We start from the raw sequence: 17,807 nt of genomic DNA, 5'->3' as shown, positions 1-17,807 counted from the left end.
TAAATCCAGGCCACCGGAAAATCCGGTGGCTTTTTTTATTTACATACCCGCTACACAAGCCATTTCAGTAAATAAACAATACCCTTATCTTTGCGCCAATGTTTATACATCAGTTTTATGATAAGGGCCTTGCACATGCTTCATACGCAGTGCTCAGAGCCGGTAAAATGATCGTAATTGATCCGGCACGCGACCCACAGCCTTACTATGACTTTGCTACACTGCACGAGGCAGATATTGTTGGCGTGATTGAAACACACCCGCATGCCGACTTTGTAAGCTCGCATTTAGAAATACATGAGCAAACCGGTGCTACCATTTACGTGAGCAAACTGGTTGGCGCAGGCTATCCGCACCAAACATTTGACGAAGGTGATGTTATAGAACTGAACGACATTAAACTTAAAGCAATTAACACACCAGGCCATTCCCCCGATTCTATCTGCATTTTGGTAGAAGATGAAACTGGAAAAAGCACAGCCATTTTTACTGGCGATACGCTGTTTGCCGGTGATGTAGGCCGGCCTGACCTACGTGAGAATGCAGGCAACATCACAGCTAAAAAAGAAGAACTGGCACGAGACCTATATCACTCTACCCGCGAAAAGCTGATGACCTTGCCGCAGGATGTAATTGTTTACCCTGCACACGGCCCCGGCTCTTTATGCGGCAAAAGCATGAGCCCTGATCTGCAAAGCACTATTGGCAAAGAATTGCGTGAGAATTACGCCCTGCAATTGATGAACGAACTACAATTCGTTGAACTAATGACCGGCGATCAGCCATTTATGCCACGTTACTTTGGTTACGATGTTGAACTGAATAAACAAGGCGCACCTGCTTTTACAGCTTCTGTTAATGCAGTACCAAGATTAGCAGCAGATGCAGAACTTGAAGCCGGAATATTCATTGTAGATGTCCGCCCGGAACAGGATTTTAAGAAAGGCCACATTAAAGGTGCTGTAAACATTCAGCTTAACGGCAAGTTTGAAACATGGCTGGGTGCTTTGCTAAATGGTGATGAACCTTTCTACATTATCGCAGCCGATAATGAACATTTAGACCAGGCTATTGCAAGAGCAGCTAAAATAGGTTACGAACAAAATATTAAAGGTGCTATAACTGCTCCGGCTCATACTGATACCACGTCGCCAGTATTGAATCAGGAAGATTTCAAATCACATCCTGAAAACTACACAATAGTTGACGTGCGTAACTGGAATGAGATCAACCAGTCGAAGATATTTGATGAGGCATTGACCATACCCCTTCCTGAACTGCGTGAGCAATTGAATAATATCCCTACCAATAAACCAATAGTTGTACACTGTGCAGCGGGCTACCGCTCGGCTGCCGCAAGCAGTATTATTGCCACACAGGTAAATAATGTACCCGTTTATGATTTAGGCGATGCCATTGCTGGTTTTGCAAGCCGTAAGAATGGATAATCAATTGCAACTTGTTACCACTGCTGATGGGTCGAAAACTATTTTCAACCCGCAGGTTAGCGAAAACTACCATTCTAAACATGGCGCCTTGCAAGAGAGCCAGCATGTTTTTTTAAATTCAGGTTTAAGGTACTTTCTTGCAGGTAAGGATGTAAATGAAGTCAGCGTGCTTGAGGTGGGCTTGGGTACAGGTTTAAACTTCTTACTCACTGCCGAATTTTGCACAGCAAAAGAGATCAACCTGAATTATACCGGCATAGAGGCATATCCATTGTCGCAGGAAATGATCTCGCAAACAGGGTATGACCAATATCTGTCACCCGCAACATGGCAGGCTTTTATGCAGCAGTACCAGGCATCTTTAAAACAGCCTGTCCCGCTTAATCCTTTTGTTACCCTCACTACCGATACCCGTCAGCTTATTTCATTCAATACCGGTCAGCTTTTTGATGTTGTTTATTTTGATGCATTCGCGGCTATTCATCAACCCGAAATGTGGAATGAAGAAGCCATAAGCCATACTGTAAAATTTTTAAAACCGGGCGGGGTATTTGTCACCTATGCCATTACAGGTAATTTAAAACGCATGCTTAAAGCATTAGGGCTAAAAGTTGAGAAAGCACCCGGCGCACCAGGTAAGCGCGAAATGCTTAGGGCAATAAGGTAGTTTACGTTGATTAATGAATTACATGATTCATTAATTTAAAATTCACTCCTTCGCAATGGTAAACTCCATACATTTGCTGTATGGCATTAACACCTCCAGTACAATCAGATACTCCCGGCGGAGCGTTCAATCGCTTGCTTACCATTATGAATGATCTTCGTGCAAACTGCCCGTGGGACATGAAACAAACCATGGAAAGCCTGCGCCACCTTACCATAGAAGAAACTTATGAGCTTTCTGACGCTATTTTGAGCGGCGATATGGATGAGATCCGTAAAGAGCTTGGGGATATTATGCTGCACATGGTTTTCTATGCTAAAATAGGCTCTGAAACCAATGCCTTTAATATTACTGATGTACTTAACGGCATTTGCGATAAACTGATCAACCGCCATCCGCATATTTACAGTGATGAGGAGGTGAACAACGAAGACGACGTAAAACGCAACTGGGAAAAGATAAAGCTTAAAGAAGGTAATAAATCTGTTTTGGGCGGCGTGCCGGCATCATTACCTGCATTGGTTAAAGCATCGCGCATACAGGAAAAAGCACGCGGCGTGGGCTTCGACTGGGAGGATAAAGGCCAGGTTTGGGAAAAGGTTGAAGAAGAGATCAAAGAATTCAGAGATGAATTTAATGTGGAAAATGAAGCCGCTATTGACCATGAAAAAGCAGAAGGCGAATTCGGCGACCTGCTGTTTTCATTGATCAACTATGCAAGGTTCATTAATATCAATCCTGAAGATGCGCTGGAGAAAACTAACCGTAAGTTTATTAAACGTTTCCAGTATCTCGAATCAAAAGCTAAAGAAAACAACCGCCAGTTACAAGATATGACCCTTGCAGAAATGGATATTTTCTGGAATGAAGCAAAAAAATTATAAAATATTAAACTAAACGTAGCGTTTACACTCTAACCTACGTATAAGTCTTAAAGAACCTGATAAGAAGTTAGTATGCATCGTAAAATTCTCTACCTACTACCCTTTCTGATAATGGCTTTAAGCAGCTGTTTAAAAGATAACACCGACACTACACCGCTACCGGTACCTTCGGGAACTTTCAGCGGGCAATTTATTATCTATCACAAAAGTAAAGCTACGGGTAAAATTGATACTACTAAATCAAATTTTACCATGGATATGAATACCACTGCGGTTGCAGGGTATAAGGTTACAAGTGATACCACAACTACGCATGCTGGCAGCTATGGTGATTTCAGCATTAACCCTCAGTATATCTTATTTGTTGATAAAACGGCAAGTACCACTGGTGTGCCTCCTGCTAAAGTACATTTAGCTGGTGTTTACGTTTACCAGTTTGATGGGTCAAGCGTGTTTAAGTTTTATACAACTGCATCAGATACGATCATCTATCAATACGATCTGAAGAAAATAAAATAAGCATAACTTATTTAAATAAAGGCCTGTGCAATAAATGCACAGGCCTTTATTTTTATCAGGATTTTACGTACTCGAACCTGTTATTATCGTTATTGCGTTGACGTATAAGCTTGCCTTCGTTAGATAGTTTAAGCAGTATCCCAGAAAGCTCTGATGTTTTAAAGTCAGCTTCGAATTGATCTCTGCAATGCTCAGCTATTGATGAAATGGATTGCGGTATATTAAAAAAGTCACTTGCGAGTAACTGGTATAAAATTTTAGTGGCGCCTGGTTTCTTTTTACCTATCAGCCTCTCTTCATCCCCGTTTCTTGGTGTGCGCTTACCTAAATTATCCACATCTGCTTCGCCACGCTCGGCTTCGAGCATCGTGTCAAGCAATTTATCCACAATCCTCAGCTGTACCGCCTCTGATTGGAATGCGTTGACAACTTCTGAAATTTCCAGCAGTTGTTTTTTTAGTTTCTCGGTGTGTTTGCTCATTATTACCCCTAAAATGAAAAATAACAAACCGGACCGTTGATATAGCCGGCCGTTAATTATAAAATACTATTTTGTTTAGTTATTAAACGATATCACACAAGTATAATATCTTAATTGCAAAAACAGGGGTACATATAGTGTTTAACTTACACGTGTAGCAAGATTATTACATATTTAAAGTTCTGTTAAAACAGCCTTCATAATATTTACACCTTCATCTATATGGGCTTTGTCCATTATTAATGCCGGGCGGAAACGAATGGTCTTTTCACCACATCCTAAAAACATGGTATTGTGGTCCAGTCCTTTTCTTACAAAAGCATCTCTTGTTGCAGCATCAGGAAAGTCAAATGCTGTTAGCAAGCCCTTGCCGCGTATATTACTGATTTGGTTATAGCTTCTGCTCAATTCGTTAAGGCAATGCTGAAGATAAGTTCCTGTTTGGGCTGCATTGGCACACAATCCGTCTTCTTCAATAATTTCTAATATTTTGGCTGAGCGCACCATATCTGTCAGGTTGCCGCCCCAGGTTGAGTTAATGCGCGATGGTACACTGAATACGTTTTCAGGATTTTCTTCCACACGCCTGCTGGCCAGTATACCGCAAACCTGCATTTTTTTACCAAAAGCAATAATGTCCGGGCGTGCCTTGTCTCCAAAGTGTTCATGGCACCAAAATTTGCCTGTAAGTCCTACCCCGGTTTGCACTTCATCATAAATCAACATGGCTTCATGCTCATCAGCCATAATACGCAGCTGCTCTAAAAATTCCTTTCGCACATGATTATCGCCACCTTCAGATTGTACAGGTTCTATAATAATGGCGCATATATCGTCTTTGTTATCAGCAAAGGCTTTTTCAATTTCTGCTAATGATTGTTCTTCGCGCAGGTAAAGCGATTCCGGATCGTTTTTAAATTCATCAAAATCAATGTAAGGGATGCTTACACGCGGCCAATCGAACTTGGCAAACCATTTGGTTTTAACCGGCTTAGTGTTGGTTAAGCTTAAGGTATAACCCGAACGGCCATGAAAAGCATGTTCAAAATGGATTACTTTAAACCCTTTTTCTGATCTGTAGCCTTTGGCGAAGTTTTTCTGTACTTTCCAATCCATTGCCGTTTTTAGTGCATTTTCAATAGCCAGTGAGCCACCTGAAATGAAGAAGGCATGTGGAAGGTAATCTGGTATGCCTACACGCTCAAAAGTTTGCACAAAACGGGCATATTGTTCAGTGTAGATATCGCTGTTTGACGGGTTGGTTAATGCGGCCAGTAAAAGGTCCTTTTTAAAGGCTTCATCATTCAGCATTTTAGGATGGTTGTATCCTAAAGGTACAGATGCAAAGCAGGTAAAAAAGTCGAGCAGGGTACGGTTATATTTAGAATCGTAGATATAAACGCCCTGGCTTTTCTCCATATCAAAGGTTAGGTCAAAGCCATCGGCAAGTACGTGTCTCTTTAAAACTTCGTGTACATTCTGGGCAGTTACTGGCATCATATTCATAAGGAAGCGATTTTCTCAAATGTACGAAAATGCCTTAAAATAAGCTATTTAAGCCGTTTTTGTACTCAAGTGATATAAAATATGTTTAAACTGTTTAAACCTTGCTTTTATACCAAAGCGCAAATTGGTTCGCATAATTTTTTACAGATTGTTGTAAAAACTCTTTGCTGTTACAGCAAATCTCCGCTTAAAATAAGTTGATGTAAACGTTTAATATCATCGGCAAAAATACGGTCGTCGCTAATAAAGGGTACTTGCTCCCTTACCATTTTATGGCAGCGTTCAAGTATTGATGATGACCTTAGCGGCCGCCTGAATTCCATTGCCTGTGTGGCATATAATAATTCAATGGCCATAATGTACTCCACATTATCAAGCACCTTGTGCAGTTTACGTCCGCTGATACTGCCCATTGATACATGGTCTTCCTGACCAAGCGATGTTGGTACACTATCGGCGCTGGCCGGGAAACAAAGAGTTTTATTCTCGGTAACTAAGGCTGCAGTGGTGTATTGCGGTATCATTAAACCCGAATTAAGCCCGGCATCAGGTATCAGCAATTTGGGCAAGCCATAACGACCTTCATTCATTAGATAACAGCGGCGGTCGGCAATGTTGCCTAATTCTGCAGCTGCAATGGTGGCATAGTCAAGCGCCATAGCCAATGGCTGGCCATGAAAGTTGCCTCCGCTTATGGTATCATCAGCATTAAAAATGATCGGGTTATCGGTGACAGAATTCAGCTCAATTTCAACCAGGTCATTCAGATGTTTCCAAGCATTGCGCGATGCACCATGTACCTGCGGCATACAACGCAGCGAGTATGGGTCCTGCACACGGTCGCAATCGGCATGGGCCACCATGATTTGTGAACCTTGCAGCAAGCGGCGAAGATTAGCGGCTACTTGCTTGCAACCCTCAAACGGCCTTAACTCATGCAGGCGGGCATCAAAGGGGCTTGCTGATCCCATTAAACCTTCGAGCGACATGGCGCCTACCACATCAGCAGTAAGCAGCAGTTGATCTAACCGTTCAACAGCTTGCACGGCAAATGCCAGTATAAACTGTGTGCCATTGATAAGTGCAAGGCCTTCTTTGGGGCCAAGTTCAAGCGGCAATAACCCGTGTTTTTCTAATAACTCCTGTGCCGGTACACGGTTGCCATCCTCAAACACTTCTCCCAAGCCAATAAGCGGCAGGAACAAATGCGACAAAGGCGCAAGGTCGCCGGAGGCACCTACTGATCCCTTTTCGGGCACCACAGGGATAATGTCCTGTTCGATATGCCATAAGATACGTTCAAGCGTAGTAAGTGCAATACCTGAATAACCTTGAGCAAGAGCGTGCACTTTTGTAATCAGCATGATCTTGGCAATCTCAACTGGTACAGCTTCCCCTACCCCTACGCTATGGCTTTTTAAAATATTGGTTTGCAGTTTACGGGCATCCGTAGCAGATATCTTCGTATTACATAAAGGCCCGAAACCCGTATTAATGCCGTAAACAGATGTATTTGAATTAAGAATCTCTGCCACATAGCTTTCTGAGCGTTTTATATTTTCAACTGCCTGCGCACTTAATACACCTTTAATCTGGTTGCGTGCAATAGCAAGGCAGGTGTCAACATTCATGCGGCCTGTACCGTATGCAAATAGCTTATCCATGTTTTAACTGATTAATAATTTGTTGCGTAAGTGCTTTGGGGGTAAGGTTCTCCTCTAAAGAGGATAACATTGGCAATACCGCCATTTCAAGAGAGAATGTTTGCCTTTCAACTACTGATTGTATTGCTTGCCATACTGGTTTTACTTTCTTCAATAAGTGTTTGCCTTTATCTGTAAGACTTATTTGCTGGGATCTGGCATCATCAGGGTGTTGTACAGATGCCACCAAACCATGTTTTTTCAGGGCAGTAACTAACTGACTTGCTGCGGGATGACTGCTGCCCATTGCCTCGCTTAATTGTTTAATGGAAATGGCTTTGTAATGATCGAGCAGGTAAAATGCAGGGAACCATCCAGCTTCAAAACCGATATTGAGTTGCTGATAAACATTATTTACTGCTAACAGAAAATCCTCGCTAAGCCGCCTGAAACGGCTGCCTAAGATCAACACACCGGCACTTTGATAATAATTCACAAAGCAAATTTATATAAGTACTTATATAAATTCAATAATTATTTGTTGAATTTGTCGCGCATGCCAAATAAACCCATTATACCGCCGGTGTGAATAGCTAAAAGGCTGCTACCGGGTTTAAACATATTTTTTCTGACCTGATCAAACAGGGCATAAAACATTTTACCGGTGTAAACAGGCTCTATTAAAATACCTGTTTGTGCAACAAAATCTTTAACAAAGCTGATCAGTTGGGGAGTAGTTTTGGCGTAGCCGCCAAAGTGGTAATCGAGGTGCAGTTCAAAATTTGCATTAGGGTCAATGGCATAATTCCGTATTTCATCGCCAATAAAGCCTCCATTTTTTAAAACGGGCACAGCGTGTAAAATGGTGGTCAACTGATGTGTAATTATTCCATTCAGGATGCCAGCTGCTGTAGTGCCGGTTCCGCAGGCGCAAAAAATATGATCAAAAATTTGGGGCAACTCATCCATAAGTTCGCTGCAACCTCTGGCTGCGGCTTCAGATGCGCCACCTTCGTCAATATAAAAGGCATTATCATCATTACCGAAATGCTTGTCAAACAGGGCTGGCTTATTGCGGTAGCTTTCACGGTCAACAAATATCAATTCCATGCCATGCATGCGGCACAGCATTAACGAATCGTTGTGGATATCTTCGCCTCGTACAAAGCCTGTAGATTTAAAACCAAAGGTAGCTGCCGCAGCCGAAGTGGCCAGCAGATGATTAGAATAGGCGCCGCCGAATGTGACCAGGTGATTTTCGCCGCCTTTATTGGCTTCGGCAAGCAAGTATTTAAGTTTGCGCCATTTATTACCCGATATCACCGGGTGAATCATATCATCGCGCTTTACAAAAACTTTCAGCCCCTTCTCATCAAATAGCGGGTGCCTGATCTGTTGAACTGGGCTGAAAATTTCTAAATCAAATACCATAAAGCTATTTAAAAGCCTAAACCTATGCCGGCGTTTACCATGCTGTAACTTTCGGCAAGGCCATAAGAAGCATAAAAACGAACCACCGGCAGCTTGATCTGGAAGCCGATATCAGCGCGAACACCATTGATACTGCGTTCGTCAATGTTTACAGGATTACTGTAAGTAGTATAAAATTTCTGGTTTAAAATGCTGCCACTTGTTATCGGGTAATTACCCTCAAGCGCTACATTAGTTTTAGAAGTATTGTAACCAACTGCAAGGTAAGGGGTAAAAAATAAGATTTGTTTAGAAATGATGGCTTCAAATAAAAAGCTATTTAAATGCCCGGTTATGTGCTGGTTGCTAAAATCATTTGATTGTTGTGCATCCGCAGGCAAGGCACCGCTTTCGGGCTGTACATTTAAGTTTTTGTTATAGTTAAGCCTGTTGTAGTTAAATGCCAGTGCCAAATCAAACGGAATCAGCTTCTCAGTACGCGAGCCGAAGATATCTCCCATAATATTGTGCTTAATACCAAAACCGATCATGGATACTGAACCAATATCATCGCTTACATTTACTTTAGGCAATGCTCTTAAAGTAACATCGGTATTATGGATCAATCCAACAGTTACCTGTAATTGCGGTGTGGGTATTACCGATTTCAACTGTCCGCTTGGCATGGTGAACGAGCTTACTTTGTTGCCGTTATCATCGTAAATATTCATTAACGGGCCGTTGGCTTTAGTGTTACCGCTAAAGGTGGGCGCAATAACATCATTCGGGTTGTTTGGCCTTACACTGTTTGATAAACCGATCTGTGTAACGTTAAAAGATTGATCTGACGATGGCGCAAAAGCCGCAGTAGCAGTAAAGCGTACATCAAAGTGTAAAAGCCCAAGTGTTTGTGCGGTATTGGTCCATCCGCTGTTTGTGCCTAAACCTAATCCTTTAAAAAGAGGCTTTGCATAGGCATCGGTTAGTTTGGTAGCATCTGCAGGGCCCGATTTAATTAACTGATCGAAACCGCTTTGTGCCTTTACGCTTTTTGCAGTAAAGAACGAAATGCCCAACAGGGATAAGTAGAAGATTTTTTTCATAGTAAGAGTTTAGCTGCAAACTATTAGCAAAATTCATTCCTTATTGTTTACTAATTTACAATAATTCAGCGATTTTATCTTTAATAAGAGGAAATCGTTTGTAAACCTGCTCATCATGCCCAGGTATGATATATTGATCGCTTGGAACCATCTTTTTCATTCTTTTCATCTGGTTTACATAGGCAACCGGATCAAGCGTGCCGCCCGGAGCGGCAGGTAGCATGTACTCCAAATTTGAATAGATCCATACATTGTCTGATGCCAGTATGATTTTTCTGTTTGCAGAATTGACCAGAACATACTGGGATCCATAAGTATGTTTTGACCCGGTGTAAACATGAATGCCCGGAAATATTTCTTTATTGTCACCATTTACCAGCGTTAAACGCCCTGATACATTCAATTCTACAAGCTTTACCACATCGCGCTTGGCGAAACCACCAATATCAAGCGGCTTTTGCCATGCCTTGCCTACAAAATAATTGTAGTCGTCTTTTTGTATCCAAAAGTGTGCTTTAGGAAATAAATTCACACCGTCAATATGATCCCAGTGCGGGTGGCTGATGATTACGTCTGTTATATCTTCGGGATGAATATTCAGCGGTAACAAAGCAGAATCCGGCCTTGTATAAGATGTTAATTTAAACTCTTTGGCATCTTCAATATCATACTCAAACCCGGCATCAACTAATATTTTTTTATTATTACTCTTAATAAGCCAGAAGGAGAAAGTGATGTTGACTTTTTCTGATTTTGAACCACCTTTAGCCCAATCGGCTGCCGTAAACGGATATCCTGAAGTTGCAAACTTTACAGCATAAACCTTATAAGGGAGGTCTTTTGCATTTAAGTTACAATGGAAGAGTAGTAATAAAGCAATTACCGTTTTAACAAGCGCTTTCATAGTTATTGCAAACAGGTTACGGCTTAAATATAAGCATACTAAATGTGAGAAATGTTACTGATGCTTGTAAGTATGTTCAGGAAAGTTTATAAGTATTAAAAAACCAGTATTTTTGCCTGATGATACAGGAAACAGACTCATACGATAATGAAGAGCAGGATTTGTATGAGCACTTTCGGATTGTAGTAGATAAGGGGCAGTCGCTATTGCGGATTGACAAGTTTTTAATGCACCGCATTGAGAACGCTACCCGTAACCGTATACAGAATGCCATTGAGCTGGGTAACGTACTGGTTAATCAAAAAACTGTTAAGTCCAGCTATAAGGTAAAGCCTAATGATATTATCTCGGTGGTTTTACCGCATCCGCCGCGCGATACCGAGGTTTATCCTGAAAACATTCCGCTCAACATTGTTTATGAAGATGATGATGTACTGGTAATTAATAAGCCGGCAGGCATGGTGGTCCACCCAGGTTATAACAATTACACGGGCACCCTTGTAAACGGATTGGTATATCATTTTCAGCAATTGCCGCAACTGCCGGGTAATGATGGCCGCCCGGGCTTAGTGCATCGTATTGATAAGGATACGTCAGGCTTATTGCTGATCAGTAAGAATGAGCGTTCGATGACCTATCTGGCCAAACAATTTTTTGACCATACCATTACCCGCAAATATCTGGCCTTGGTTTGGGGCGATTTAACAGAAGACGGAACCGTAACCGGCTATATTGGCCGGAGTTTAAACGACCGCCGTGTAATGGCTATTTACGATAGTGAGGAGAAAGGCAAATGGTCTGTAACGCACTATAAAGTACTGGAGCGTTTAGGTTATATAACGCTGATAGAATGCCAGCTGGAAACCGGCCGCACGCACCAGATACGCGCCCACATGAAACACATAGGTCATCCTCTATTTAGTGATGCAACCTATGGTGGCGATAAAATTTTGAAAGGCACCGTTTTTGGCAAGTACAAGCAGTTTGTAGAAAACTGTTTTGAAATGATGCCCCGCCAGGCACTGCATGCGCAAACACTGGGCTTTGTGCATCCGGCTACCAAAAAATATATGCATTTTGAAGCGCCTATACCACAGGACTTTGAGTCTGTTTTAAACAAATGGCGAAAATATATTGCCGCTACATCAGATCAAAACGCTTAGTTAAACGTTTAGCCTTTATCTATGCAACCTCTGTTTATCAATTACAATGGCGAGTTTATAGCAGCAGACAGCCCTGTATTAACATCGGCTAACCGCGCTTTTAAATATGGCGATGGTATTTTTGAAAGTATGCGTGTGGTTAAAGGCCAGCTGATGTTTGCCGACCTGCACGCCGACCGCCTACAGAATGGCATGAAAGGCCTTAAAATAGAAGGCTACTCGCAGCTTGATGATTGGTTTTTGAAAGAAAAAGCCGCTGATCTTGCAGTACGCAACAAAATTAAAAACGGACGGGTAAGGCTTACCGTTTACCGCGATTCGGATGGTTTATATACCCCGGTTCAAAATAAAATGGGGTACTGCATGGAAATAGAACCCTATGATAACTGGCATTATGAGTTAAATACCAAAGGCCTGATCATGGATATTTTTACCGAAGTGCCTAAGCCTTTAAATTACCTGTCGAACTTAAAAACCTGCAATTCGCTGCCGTATGTAATGGCAGGTATCTATAAATCTCAAAATAAACTTGATGATGCTTTCCTGCTAAACCAAAATGGTTTTTTGTGCGAAGCCATTAGCTCAAACATATTTGTCTGGTACAAAAATCACCTTTATACACCCGCATTAAGCGAAGGTTGTGTGAGCGGTGTAATGCGTAAAGTAGTGATTGATCTTGCGCTTAAAATGGATTTACCCGTTACCGAAGCACAAATTAACCCTAACATATTGTACGAAGCTGACGAGGTGTTTTTAACCAATGCGACTCGTGGTATACAATGGGTAATGGGCTACGGCGTTAAACGTTACTTCAACCGGTTGAGCAAATCCCTTATTGATGAGTTGAACAAATTGTAGTTCATTTGTTCAATGGTTCATTAATATGTTAATGGATACAATGACTAATGACAAGTGAACTAATGAACTATTATACTAACGTGCCAATAGCTTCTGAGATGCCGTTCCAAAGGTTAATGCGTTGCTGTAATGCTTCTTTAACGGCCTGCTCGGCTTCTGCCCATTTATTTTCATCATCACCGCAAAGTTCGGCTGTCATTTGGTAAGCTAACTGCGAGTGGTGGTCGCCGTCAACCTCAATGTGCCTTTCCAGGTAATATAAAAACTGGTCCACCTTGCCCGGAAACTGTTTGTTGATTTCCTTTACCATGCTAATAAACATGCCGGGGATCAGATCTTCGCGCCCGAAAGTAAATACAGCCGCTTCTATATGTGGTTTGTTGGTAGCTATAACATTAAAAGTATGCTGCACAAAGCTTTTTGCTGCCTGTGGCATGTCAATAGTTAGCAAAACCTCATTTATTGTCTGTTTATTTTGTAAAGCAGCCAGCAAGTCATGCATGGCGGTATGGTCAGCACCGGCTTGTTCCATTGTTTTAAGATAAAGCTCAAAATGGCTGCTGCGATTGCCTTGCTCGTCAACATCGCTTTCTTCCCCGGTTACTATTTCATTGATCAGGTAGCGTGTGTTGGCACTACCTATAGGCATCCAGGGTACTTCAACGCAAGTAAGCGCGCGCTGTAAGGCTTTAAGCAACGACATAAAATCCCACACGGCAAATACGTGATGCTGCATAAAAACGTGTAAATCTTCGAGCGATGTAATCTGAGCATAAAGCGGGTGTGCTATTAACTGTTCGCGTAAAGGTGTAATTGCGTTTTTAAGGGCTAAAATGCGTGGGTGGATCTGTGTCATAACAATAAAATTACGGCGGCAAAGGTACTTCGGATTTTCTATCTCTGTCATACAAATGTATCTTATGACGATTTGCTGATGCTGATTTAATGCACCCCAAACTTTTTCTTAAAAGCAGCATTCTATTTTCGGTAATAAATAATTGCTGCTATGAACCAGATCCCGCTCGATCACGGACTGATATATACAGAGACCAACTTAAATCATTTCTTCCCGGAACCATGGAACATGGTTACTTCGGCATTCTTCCTGATACCGGCTTTTTACTGGCTAATTAAATTAAAGGGCTTTAGCCGGGAGTATGTGTTCCTTAGTTTGGCTACTTGGTTGTTACTTATTGGCTGTATCGGTAGTACAGTTTATCATGGCTTAAGGCGCTGGCACATTTTTATTTTTATGGATTGGGTGCCTATAGCTTTATTGTGCCTTATGGCAAGTGTGTATTTCTGGATGAAGGTTTTGGGCAAATGGGTTTATGGCTTCCTTGCGTTGCTCATTTTTATTGGGATGGAATTTGCCGTACGCAAATTATTTACAGGCTATGATGTGCAACTGATGATCAGCCTTAATTACGGCATGATGGTGTTAATGATTCTGTTGCCTTTGATCTTACTGCTTGTTAAACTGAAAGGGCATAACGCCTGGCTGGTAATTACTGCGCTGTTAGCATTTGGTGCTGCATTATTTTTCAGGGTAGCGGATAGATGGGCTATATTACCGATGGGTACCCATTTTCTGTGGCATACCTTCGGTTCAATAGCTACATCGCTGATGTTTGTGTTTATTTACAGATTGTATAGTGTGAAATAGTCAGCTGTCATTAGTCATTGATGCTGAACACCGATAACTAATGACCAATGAATTATTGAACTTTATATCCTCTTAAAAACTCCTCTACTCCCATCCGCTTTTTGCCTTCCAGCTGCAAGTCGGTTAAGCTGACATAGCCATCTGTCCCTGCAAATTTCAGGTAAGTTTTACCGTCGGTACTGTAGCTACCGGGCGCATCATTGACCTCACCCGATTCTTTTTCGGCCTTGAAGATTTTAAGTGTTTTACCGTTAAGCGTTGTAAATGCAGTGGGGTATGGACTTAATCCGCGGATGCGGTTATAAATTTGTTCAACCTGATTGTTCCAGTCTATACGGCAATCGTCTTTAAATATTTTAGGGGCATGTTTCAGCGACACACCTTCTGCCAACTGTGCCTGTGGCTGCTCTGTGTATTTACCGCTTTCCACTGCTTTTACCGTTTTTACCAATAGGCCTGCACCTTTGTTCATTAGTTTATCGTGCAGGTCGCCAGCAGTAAAATCTTCAGGAATGGTTACTTTCTCAGTAAACAAAACATTGCCTGTATCAATTTCGTGCTTTAGCAAAAAGGTGGTAACACCGCTTTCTTTCTCGCCATTAATTACAGCCCAGTTAATAGGTGCCGCACCGCGGTACTGCGGCAGTAAAGAAGCATGCAGGTTAATGGTACCCAGCGGCGGCATGTTCCAAACAACTTCGGGCAGCATCCTGAATGCAACCACTACCTGTAAATCTGCACGTAGCGCACGTAAGCTTTCTATAAATGCAGGATCTTTCAGCTTTTCGGGCTGCAAAACTTTGATGTGATTGGCAACGGCAAACTTTTTAACAGCAGACTCTGACAGTACCTGGCCTCGGCCTGCCGGTTTATCGGGCGCGGTTACAACGCCAACAACTTCGCAACCTGCATCAATCAGTGCTTCTAAAGAGGCAACCGCAAACTCGGGCGTGCCCATAAAAACTATCCTCATTTAATATCTTAGCTATGCTAACGGATAAGCGTTAACTATTTATACAATAAATATTTTTGGCGCATTTGCTTGTAATTGCTTAGTGCCGGTTCCCAGCTCTGGCGTATTTCCTGTTCAGACTTACCGGCTTCAAGTTGTTTACGCAAATTCTCTGTACCGGCAAGCCTGGTAAAGTAGCCATTAAAGAAATGCGCTTTATCCGGGTATGCCTTATACATGCTTATCAACCAGTCTATGTTAAGTTTGCCGTTTTTTCTGATCTCATTAGTATCGAAATTGCAATAATCAATGCCGTAGCAAACCTGGTCTTTCAAAGGAGGGTTATCGCTTACACCCGGTATGCTTACCGGTTTAAACGAAAACGGATAAATGCCTTTTAAAGCAGGGCTGCCAACAACCGTGAACGGAAAACTTGTGCCACGACCAAGGCTAAGCGTTGTACCTTCAAACAAACAAATACCGGGATATAACAAGATAGATTGCTGAGTGTTTAAGTTAGGCGACGGATGTACAGGTAGCTCATATGGCGTATCATGTGTATAGTTAGCTACCTTAATAATTTTAAGTTTACATTTTACATGATTTTTCAGCCAGCCTTGTCCGTTTATCATTTGCGCATATTCGCCCAGTGTCATGCCGTGTACGATGGGTACAGGGTGCATCGCTACAAAAGCATGTATGCCGGTATCTAAAACCGGTCCGTCAACATAAAAGCCGTTAGGGTTAGGTCGGTCGAGTATTAACAGTTCAATGTTATGCTCGGCACAGGCTTCCATTACGTAATGTAAGGTTGATATATAGGTGTAAAAACGTACGCCTACATCCTGCATGTCAAATACCATTTCATCAATGCCCTGTAAATCTTCGTCGGTTGGTTTATAGTGTTTACTGCCATAAAGCGAAACCACGGGCACACCTGTTTTTGCATCAATTTCATTCCCTACGGTAGCGCCATTGCTGGCATTGCCCCTAAAACCATGCTCGGGCCCGAAAATCTTCTTGATGGTAATACCCAGCTTTAAAAGGCTATCCGGGCTTGGTGTAAGCTTTTTACCGATAACCGATGTTTGGTTAACTACCATGCCCACCTTTTTACCTTTTAGGTAGGGCACGTACAGGTTAGTTTGATCGGCGCCGGTTACAGGTACAGACTTAAACTCCGGCGAATCATATTTTAAAGTCGTCCTTGTTTTTGGATTGATTTTTTGAGCGCAGGCAACATTGGTAATAATACCAAGCGCAAGCAAAAATTTAACGGGTATTTTCATAGGTAAGTACAAACAATTTGTTGCAGTGCTGTATTTAACTGCAAAACCGCATATTTGCGAAAGTACAAAATAAACATAAGCAGTTGAGTTTTTCTTCATTCATAGCAGGCCGCATTACGTTTAAAACTAAACGTACATTCTCTAAGCTGATTGTGCGTATAGCGATTATCGGTATTATGCTGGGCCTTGGGGTGATGATACTTTCTGTAGCTGTAGTTAATGGGTTCAAGCAGGAGATACAGACAAAGATCAGGGGATTTTCTGGCGATATGCAGGTGATCAAATATGATAACAACAACTCTTACGAAAACTCACCTTTTAAAAATGACCCGGAATTTTTAGCACGCGCTGACAAGGCTGGATACATTAGTAAAGTAATGCCTTTTGCCACAAAGCCTGGGATTATTAGGGCTAATGATGAGATAGAGGGCGTAGTGATGAAGGGCGTTGATAAAACCTACGACTGGTCGTTTTTTAAATCAGTGATGGAAAGCGGTACTGTTATCAATTTTGCCGATTCTGTTGCTGCATCTAAGCAGATACTAATATCAAAATATACCGCTAACCGCCTAAAGCTTAAAACAGGTGACGATTTCATCATGTACTTTGTACAGGAGCCTTTACGCAAGCGTAAGTTTACTATTGCCGGCATATTTGACAGTGGCGTTGACGAGGTTGATAAAACATTTGTGGTTGCAGACTTAGCCATTATTAAACGTTTAAACAACTGGAAACCAGACGATATTGGCGGATACGAAATACGCGTAAACAACTTTGATAAACTTGCCATATATGCGCAGTCTGTTACCCAGATACTGCCCATTAATTTACGGTCATACACCGTTAACGAAACTTATCCCACCATTTTTGAATGGCTTAGTCTATTAGACGTTAATGCACAGGTAATGCTGGTACTGATGTTGCTGGTAGCTGTAATAAATATGATATCGGCATTGCTGATTATGATCCTGGAACGTACTACGATGATCGGCATGTTCAAAGCATTTGGTGCAACTAACTGGGCCATACAGAAAGTTTTTCTCTATAACGCCACTTACCTGGTTGGCATAGGCTTGGTTTTAGGAAATCTGTTTAGCCTTGGTTTGGGCTGGTTTCAATACAGCACGCACTTTTTTAAGCTTGACCAAGCGTCTTACTATATGAAGTTTGTGCCGATAAAGTTTACCTTACCCGATATATTAATTCTGAATGCAGGTACGCTGGTAATCTGTATGCTCGTGCTGATTATTCCGTCAATGCTGGTAAGCCGCATTACACCGGTACGTGCGATCAGGTTTAAGTAGCAAAAAATAA

18 protein-coding genes are annotated in these 17,807 nt (G+C 41.9%); 8 read left to right on the top strand and 10 right to left on the bottom strand.

Going from position 1 to position 17,807, the window contains the following annotated elements:
• Positions 1-98: 98 nt before the first annotated feature.
• The 4 genes from PQ461_RS07440 (at position 99) to PQ461_RS07425 (ending at position 3,518) form a co-directional block, all read left to right on the top strand.
• The gene (locus PQ461_RS07440; protein WP_274302867.1) at positions 99-1,448 is read left to right on the top strand and encodes an MBL fold metallo-hydrolase; all 1,350 of its coding nucleotides are present in this window, start codon (positions 99-101) and stop codon (positions 1,446-1,448) included.
• Positions 1,441-2,115: a tRNA (5-methylaminomethyl-2-thiouridine)(34)-methyltransferase MnmC2 gene (gene mnmC2, locus PQ461_RS07435; protein ID WP_274302864.1), complete on the top strand. Its 675-nt coding sequence runs from the start codon at positions 1,441-1,443 to the stop codon at positions 2,113-2,115. The genes PQ461_RS07440 and mnmC2 overlap by 8 nt, the downstream gene beginning before the upstream one ends.
• Before the next feature lie 80 nt (positions 2,116-2,195).
• Positions 2,196-2,999, top strand: coding sequence for a nucleoside triphosphate pyrophosphohydrolase (mazG, locus tag PQ461_RS07430; protein WP_274302863.1), 804 nt, complete (start codon positions 2,196-2,198; stop codon positions 2,997-2,999).
• 111 nt (positions 3,000-3,110) lie between these two features.
• A complete protein-coding gene (locus PQ461_RS07425) occupies positions 3,111-3,518 on the top strand; it encodes a hypothetical protein (protein ID WP_274302862.1) in 408 nt (135 codons plus the stop codon).
• Between the two features lie 55 nt (positions 3,519-3,573).
• Here PQ461_RS07425 and PQ461_RS07420 read toward each other — a convergent pair whose 3' ends face one another.
• The 7 genes from PQ461_RS07420 to PQ461_RS07390 all read right to left on the bottom strand — a co-directional run bounded on the left by PQ461_RS07420 (position 3,574) and on the right by PQ461_RS07390 (position 10,565).
• Positions 3,574-3,999: a hypothetical protein gene (locus PQ461_RS07420; protein ID WP_274302861.1), complete on the bottom strand. Its 426-nt coding sequence runs from the start codon at positions 3,997-3,999 to the stop codon at positions 3,574-3,576.
• A 174-nt stretch (positions 4,000-4,173) separates the two neighbouring features.
• Positions 4,174-5,505, bottom strand: coding sequence for an L-lysine 6-transaminase (gene lat / locus PQ461_RS07415; RefSeq protein ID WP_274302860.1), 1,332 nt, complete (start codon positions 5,503-5,505; stop codon positions 4,174-4,176).
• Positions 5,506-5,675: 170 nt separating this feature from the next.
• On the bottom strand, positions 5,676-7,169 hold the full coding sequence (gene hutH / locus PQ461_RS07410) for a histidine ammonia-lyase (RefSeq protein WP_274302859.1): 1,494 nt from the start codon (positions 7,167-7,169) through the stop codon (positions 5,676-5,678).
• The gene (locus tag PQ461_RS07405; RefSeq protein WP_274302858.1) at positions 7,162-7,644 is read right to left on the bottom strand and encodes a MarR family winged helix-turn-helix transcriptional regulator; all 483 of its coding nucleotides are present in this window, start codon (positions 7,642-7,644) and stop codon (positions 7,162-7,164) included. The genes hutH and PQ461_RS07405 overlap by 8 nt, the downstream gene beginning before the upstream one ends.
• 38 nt (positions 7,645-7,682) lie before the next feature.
• Positions 7,683-8,579 carry a 1-aminocyclopropane-1-carboxylate deaminase/D-cysteine desulfhydrase gene (locus tag PQ461_RS07400; RefSeq protein WP_274302857.1) on the bottom strand — a complete coding sequence of 299 codons (897 nt, stop codon included), beginning with the start codon at positions 8,577-8,579 and terminating at the stop codon, positions 7,683-7,685.
• An 8-nt stretch (positions 8,580-8,587) separates the two neighbouring features.
• A complete protein-coding gene (locus tag PQ461_RS07395; protein ID WP_274302855.1) occupies positions 8,588-9,661 on the bottom strand; it encodes a DUF6588 family protein in 1,074 nt (357 codons plus the stop codon).
• Positions 9,662-9,716: 55 nt separating this feature from the next.
• Entirely contained in the window at positions 9,717-10,565 is an 849-nt protein-coding gene (locus PQ461_RS07390) for an N-acyl homoserine lactonase family protein (RefSeq protein WP_274302854.1), read from the bottom strand.
• A gap of 119 nt (positions 10,566-10,684) precedes the next feature.
• Here PQ461_RS07390 and PQ461_RS07385 point away from each other — a divergent pair, with 119 nt between their 5' ends.
• Together PQ461_RS07385 and PQ461_RS07380 are read left to right on the top strand one after the other, a co-directional pair.
• Complete coding sequence (locus PQ461_RS07385; RefSeq protein WP_274302852.1) at positions 10,685-11,728, top strand: RluA family pseudouridine synthase; 1,044 nt, start codon at positions 10,685-10,687, stop codon at positions 11,726-11,728.
• A 21-nt stretch (positions 11,729-11,749) separates the two neighbouring features.
• Entirely contained in the window at positions 11,750-12,586 is an 837-nt protein-coding gene (locus PQ461_RS07380; protein ID WP_274302848.1) for an aminotransferase class IV, read from the top strand.
• A 70-nt stretch (positions 12,587-12,656) separates the two neighbouring features.
• Here the strand turns inward: PQ461_RS07380 and PQ461_RS07375 are convergent, their stop codons facing one another.
• Complete coding sequence (locus PQ461_RS07375; RefSeq protein ID WP_274302846.1) at positions 12,657-13,493, bottom strand: DUF3050 domain-containing protein; 837 nt, start codon at positions 13,491-13,493, stop codon at positions 12,657-12,659.
• Positions 13,494-13,592: 99 nt separating this feature from the next.
• Here PQ461_RS07375 and PQ461_RS07370 point away from each other — a divergent pair, with 99 nt between their 5' ends.
• Positions 13,593-14,252: a hypothetical protein gene (locus PQ461_RS07370; RefSeq protein WP_274302844.1), complete on the top strand. Its 660-nt coding sequence runs from the start codon at positions 13,593-13,595 to the stop codon at positions 14,250-14,252.
• Positions 14,253-14,304: 52 nt separating this feature from the next.
• Here PQ461_RS07370 and fmt read toward each other — a convergent pair whose 3' ends face one another.
• Together fmt and PQ461_RS07360 are read right to left on the bottom strand one after the other, a co-directional pair.
• Positions 14,305-15,225 (bottom strand): methionyl-tRNA formyltransferase, encoded by a 921-nt coding sequence (gene fmt / locus PQ461_RS07365; RefSeq protein WP_274302841.1) that lies wholly within the window; start codon positions 15,223-15,225, stop codon positions 14,305-14,307.
• Between the two features lie 35 nt (positions 15,226-15,260).
• Positions 15,261-16,493, bottom strand: a complete 1,233-nt coding sequence (locus PQ461_RS07360; protein ID WP_274302839.1) for an exo-beta-N-acetylmuramidase NamZ family protein — start codon at positions 16,491-16,493, stop codon at positions 15,261-15,263.
• Between the two features lie 83 nt (positions 16,494-16,576).
• Between PQ461_RS07360 and PQ461_RS07355 the strand changes: the two genes are divergently transcribed.
• Positions 16,577-17,797: an ABC transporter permease gene (locus PQ461_RS07355; RefSeq protein ID WP_274302836.1), complete on the top strand. Its 1,221-nt coding sequence runs from the start codon at positions 16,577-16,579 to the stop codon at positions 17,795-17,797.
• The last annotated feature ends 10 nt before the right edge of the window (positions 17,798-17,807 follow it).

The sequence above is a fragment of the Mucilaginibacter sp. KACC 22063 genome (assembly GCF_028736115.1).
In the GTDB taxonomy this organism is placed as follows: Bacteria; Bacteroidota; Bacteroidia; order Sphingobacteriales; family Sphingobacteriaceae; genus Mucilaginibacter.
Note: the sequence above shows the minus strand (reverse complement) of the source record. Positions and strands in the feature narration are given on the sequence as shown.

What these genes read in the sequence shown, in the direction of transcription:
- mnmC2 (WP_274302864.1), top strand. Translation starts at nt 1,441, where the DNA reads ATGGATAATCAATTGCAACTTGTTACCACTGCTGATGGGTCGAAAACT.
- PQ461_RS07385 (WP_274302852.1), top strand. Translation starts at nt 10,685, where the DNA reads ATGATACAGGAAACAGACTCATACGATAATGAAGAGCAGGATTTGTAT.
- lat (WP_274302860.1), bottom strand. Translation starts at nt 5,505, where the DNA reads ATGAATATGATGCCAGTAACTGCCCAGAATGTACACGAAGTTTTAAAG.
- PQ461_RS07370 (WP_274302844.1), top strand. Translation starts at nt 13,593, where the DNA reads ATGAACCAGATCCCGCTCGATCACGGACTGATATATACAGAGACCAAC.
- PQ461_RS07420 (WP_274302861.1), bottom strand. Translation starts at nt 3,999, where the DNA reads ATGAGCAAACACACCGAGAAACTAAAAAAACAACTGCTGGAAATTTCA.
- PQ461_RS07395 (WP_274302855.1), bottom strand. Translation starts at nt 9,661, where the DNA reads ATGAAAAAAATCTTCTACTTATCCCTGTTGGGCATTTCGTTCTTTACT.
- PQ461_RS07400 (WP_274302857.1), bottom strand. Translation starts at nt 8,579, where the DNA reads ATGGTATTTGATTTAGAAATTTTCAGCCCAGTTCAACAGATCAGGCAC.
- PQ461_RS07440 (WP_274302867.1), top strand. Translation starts at nt 99, where the DNA reads ATGTTTATACATCAGTTTTATGATAAGGGCCTTGCACATGCTTCATAC.
- PQ461_RS07375 (WP_274302846.1), bottom strand. Translation starts at nt 13,493, where the DNA reads ATGACAGAGATAGAAAATCCGAAGTACCTTTGCCGCCGTAATTTTATT.
- fmt (WP_274302841.1), bottom strand. Translation starts at nt 15,225, where the DNA reads ATGAGGATAGTTTTTATGGGCACGCCCGAGTTTGCGGTTGCCTCTTTA.
- PQ461_RS07360 (WP_274302839.1), bottom strand. Translation starts at nt 16,493, where the DNA reads ATGAAAATACCCGTTAAATTTTTGCTTGCGCTTGGTATTATTACCAAT.
- PQ461_RS07425 (WP_274302862.1), top strand. Translation starts at nt 3,111, where the DNA reads ATGGCTTTAAGCAGCTGTTTAAAAGATAACACCGACACTACACCGCTA.
- hutH (WP_274302859.1), bottom strand. Translation starts at nt 7,169, where the DNA reads ATGGATAAGCTATTTGCATACGGTACAGGCCGCATGAATGTTGACACC.
- PQ461_RS07380 (WP_274302848.1), top strand. Translation starts at nt 11,750, where the DNA reads ATGCAACCTCTGTTTATCAATTACAATGGCGAGTTTATAGCAGCAGAC.
- mazG (WP_274302863.1), top strand. Translation starts at nt 2,196, where the DNA reads ATGGCATTAACACCTCCAGTACAATCAGATACTCCCGGCGGAGCGTTC.
- PQ461_RS07390 (WP_274302854.1), bottom strand. Translation starts at nt 10,565, where the DNA reads ATGAAAGCGCTTGTTAAAACGGTAATTGCTTTATTACTACTCTTCCAT.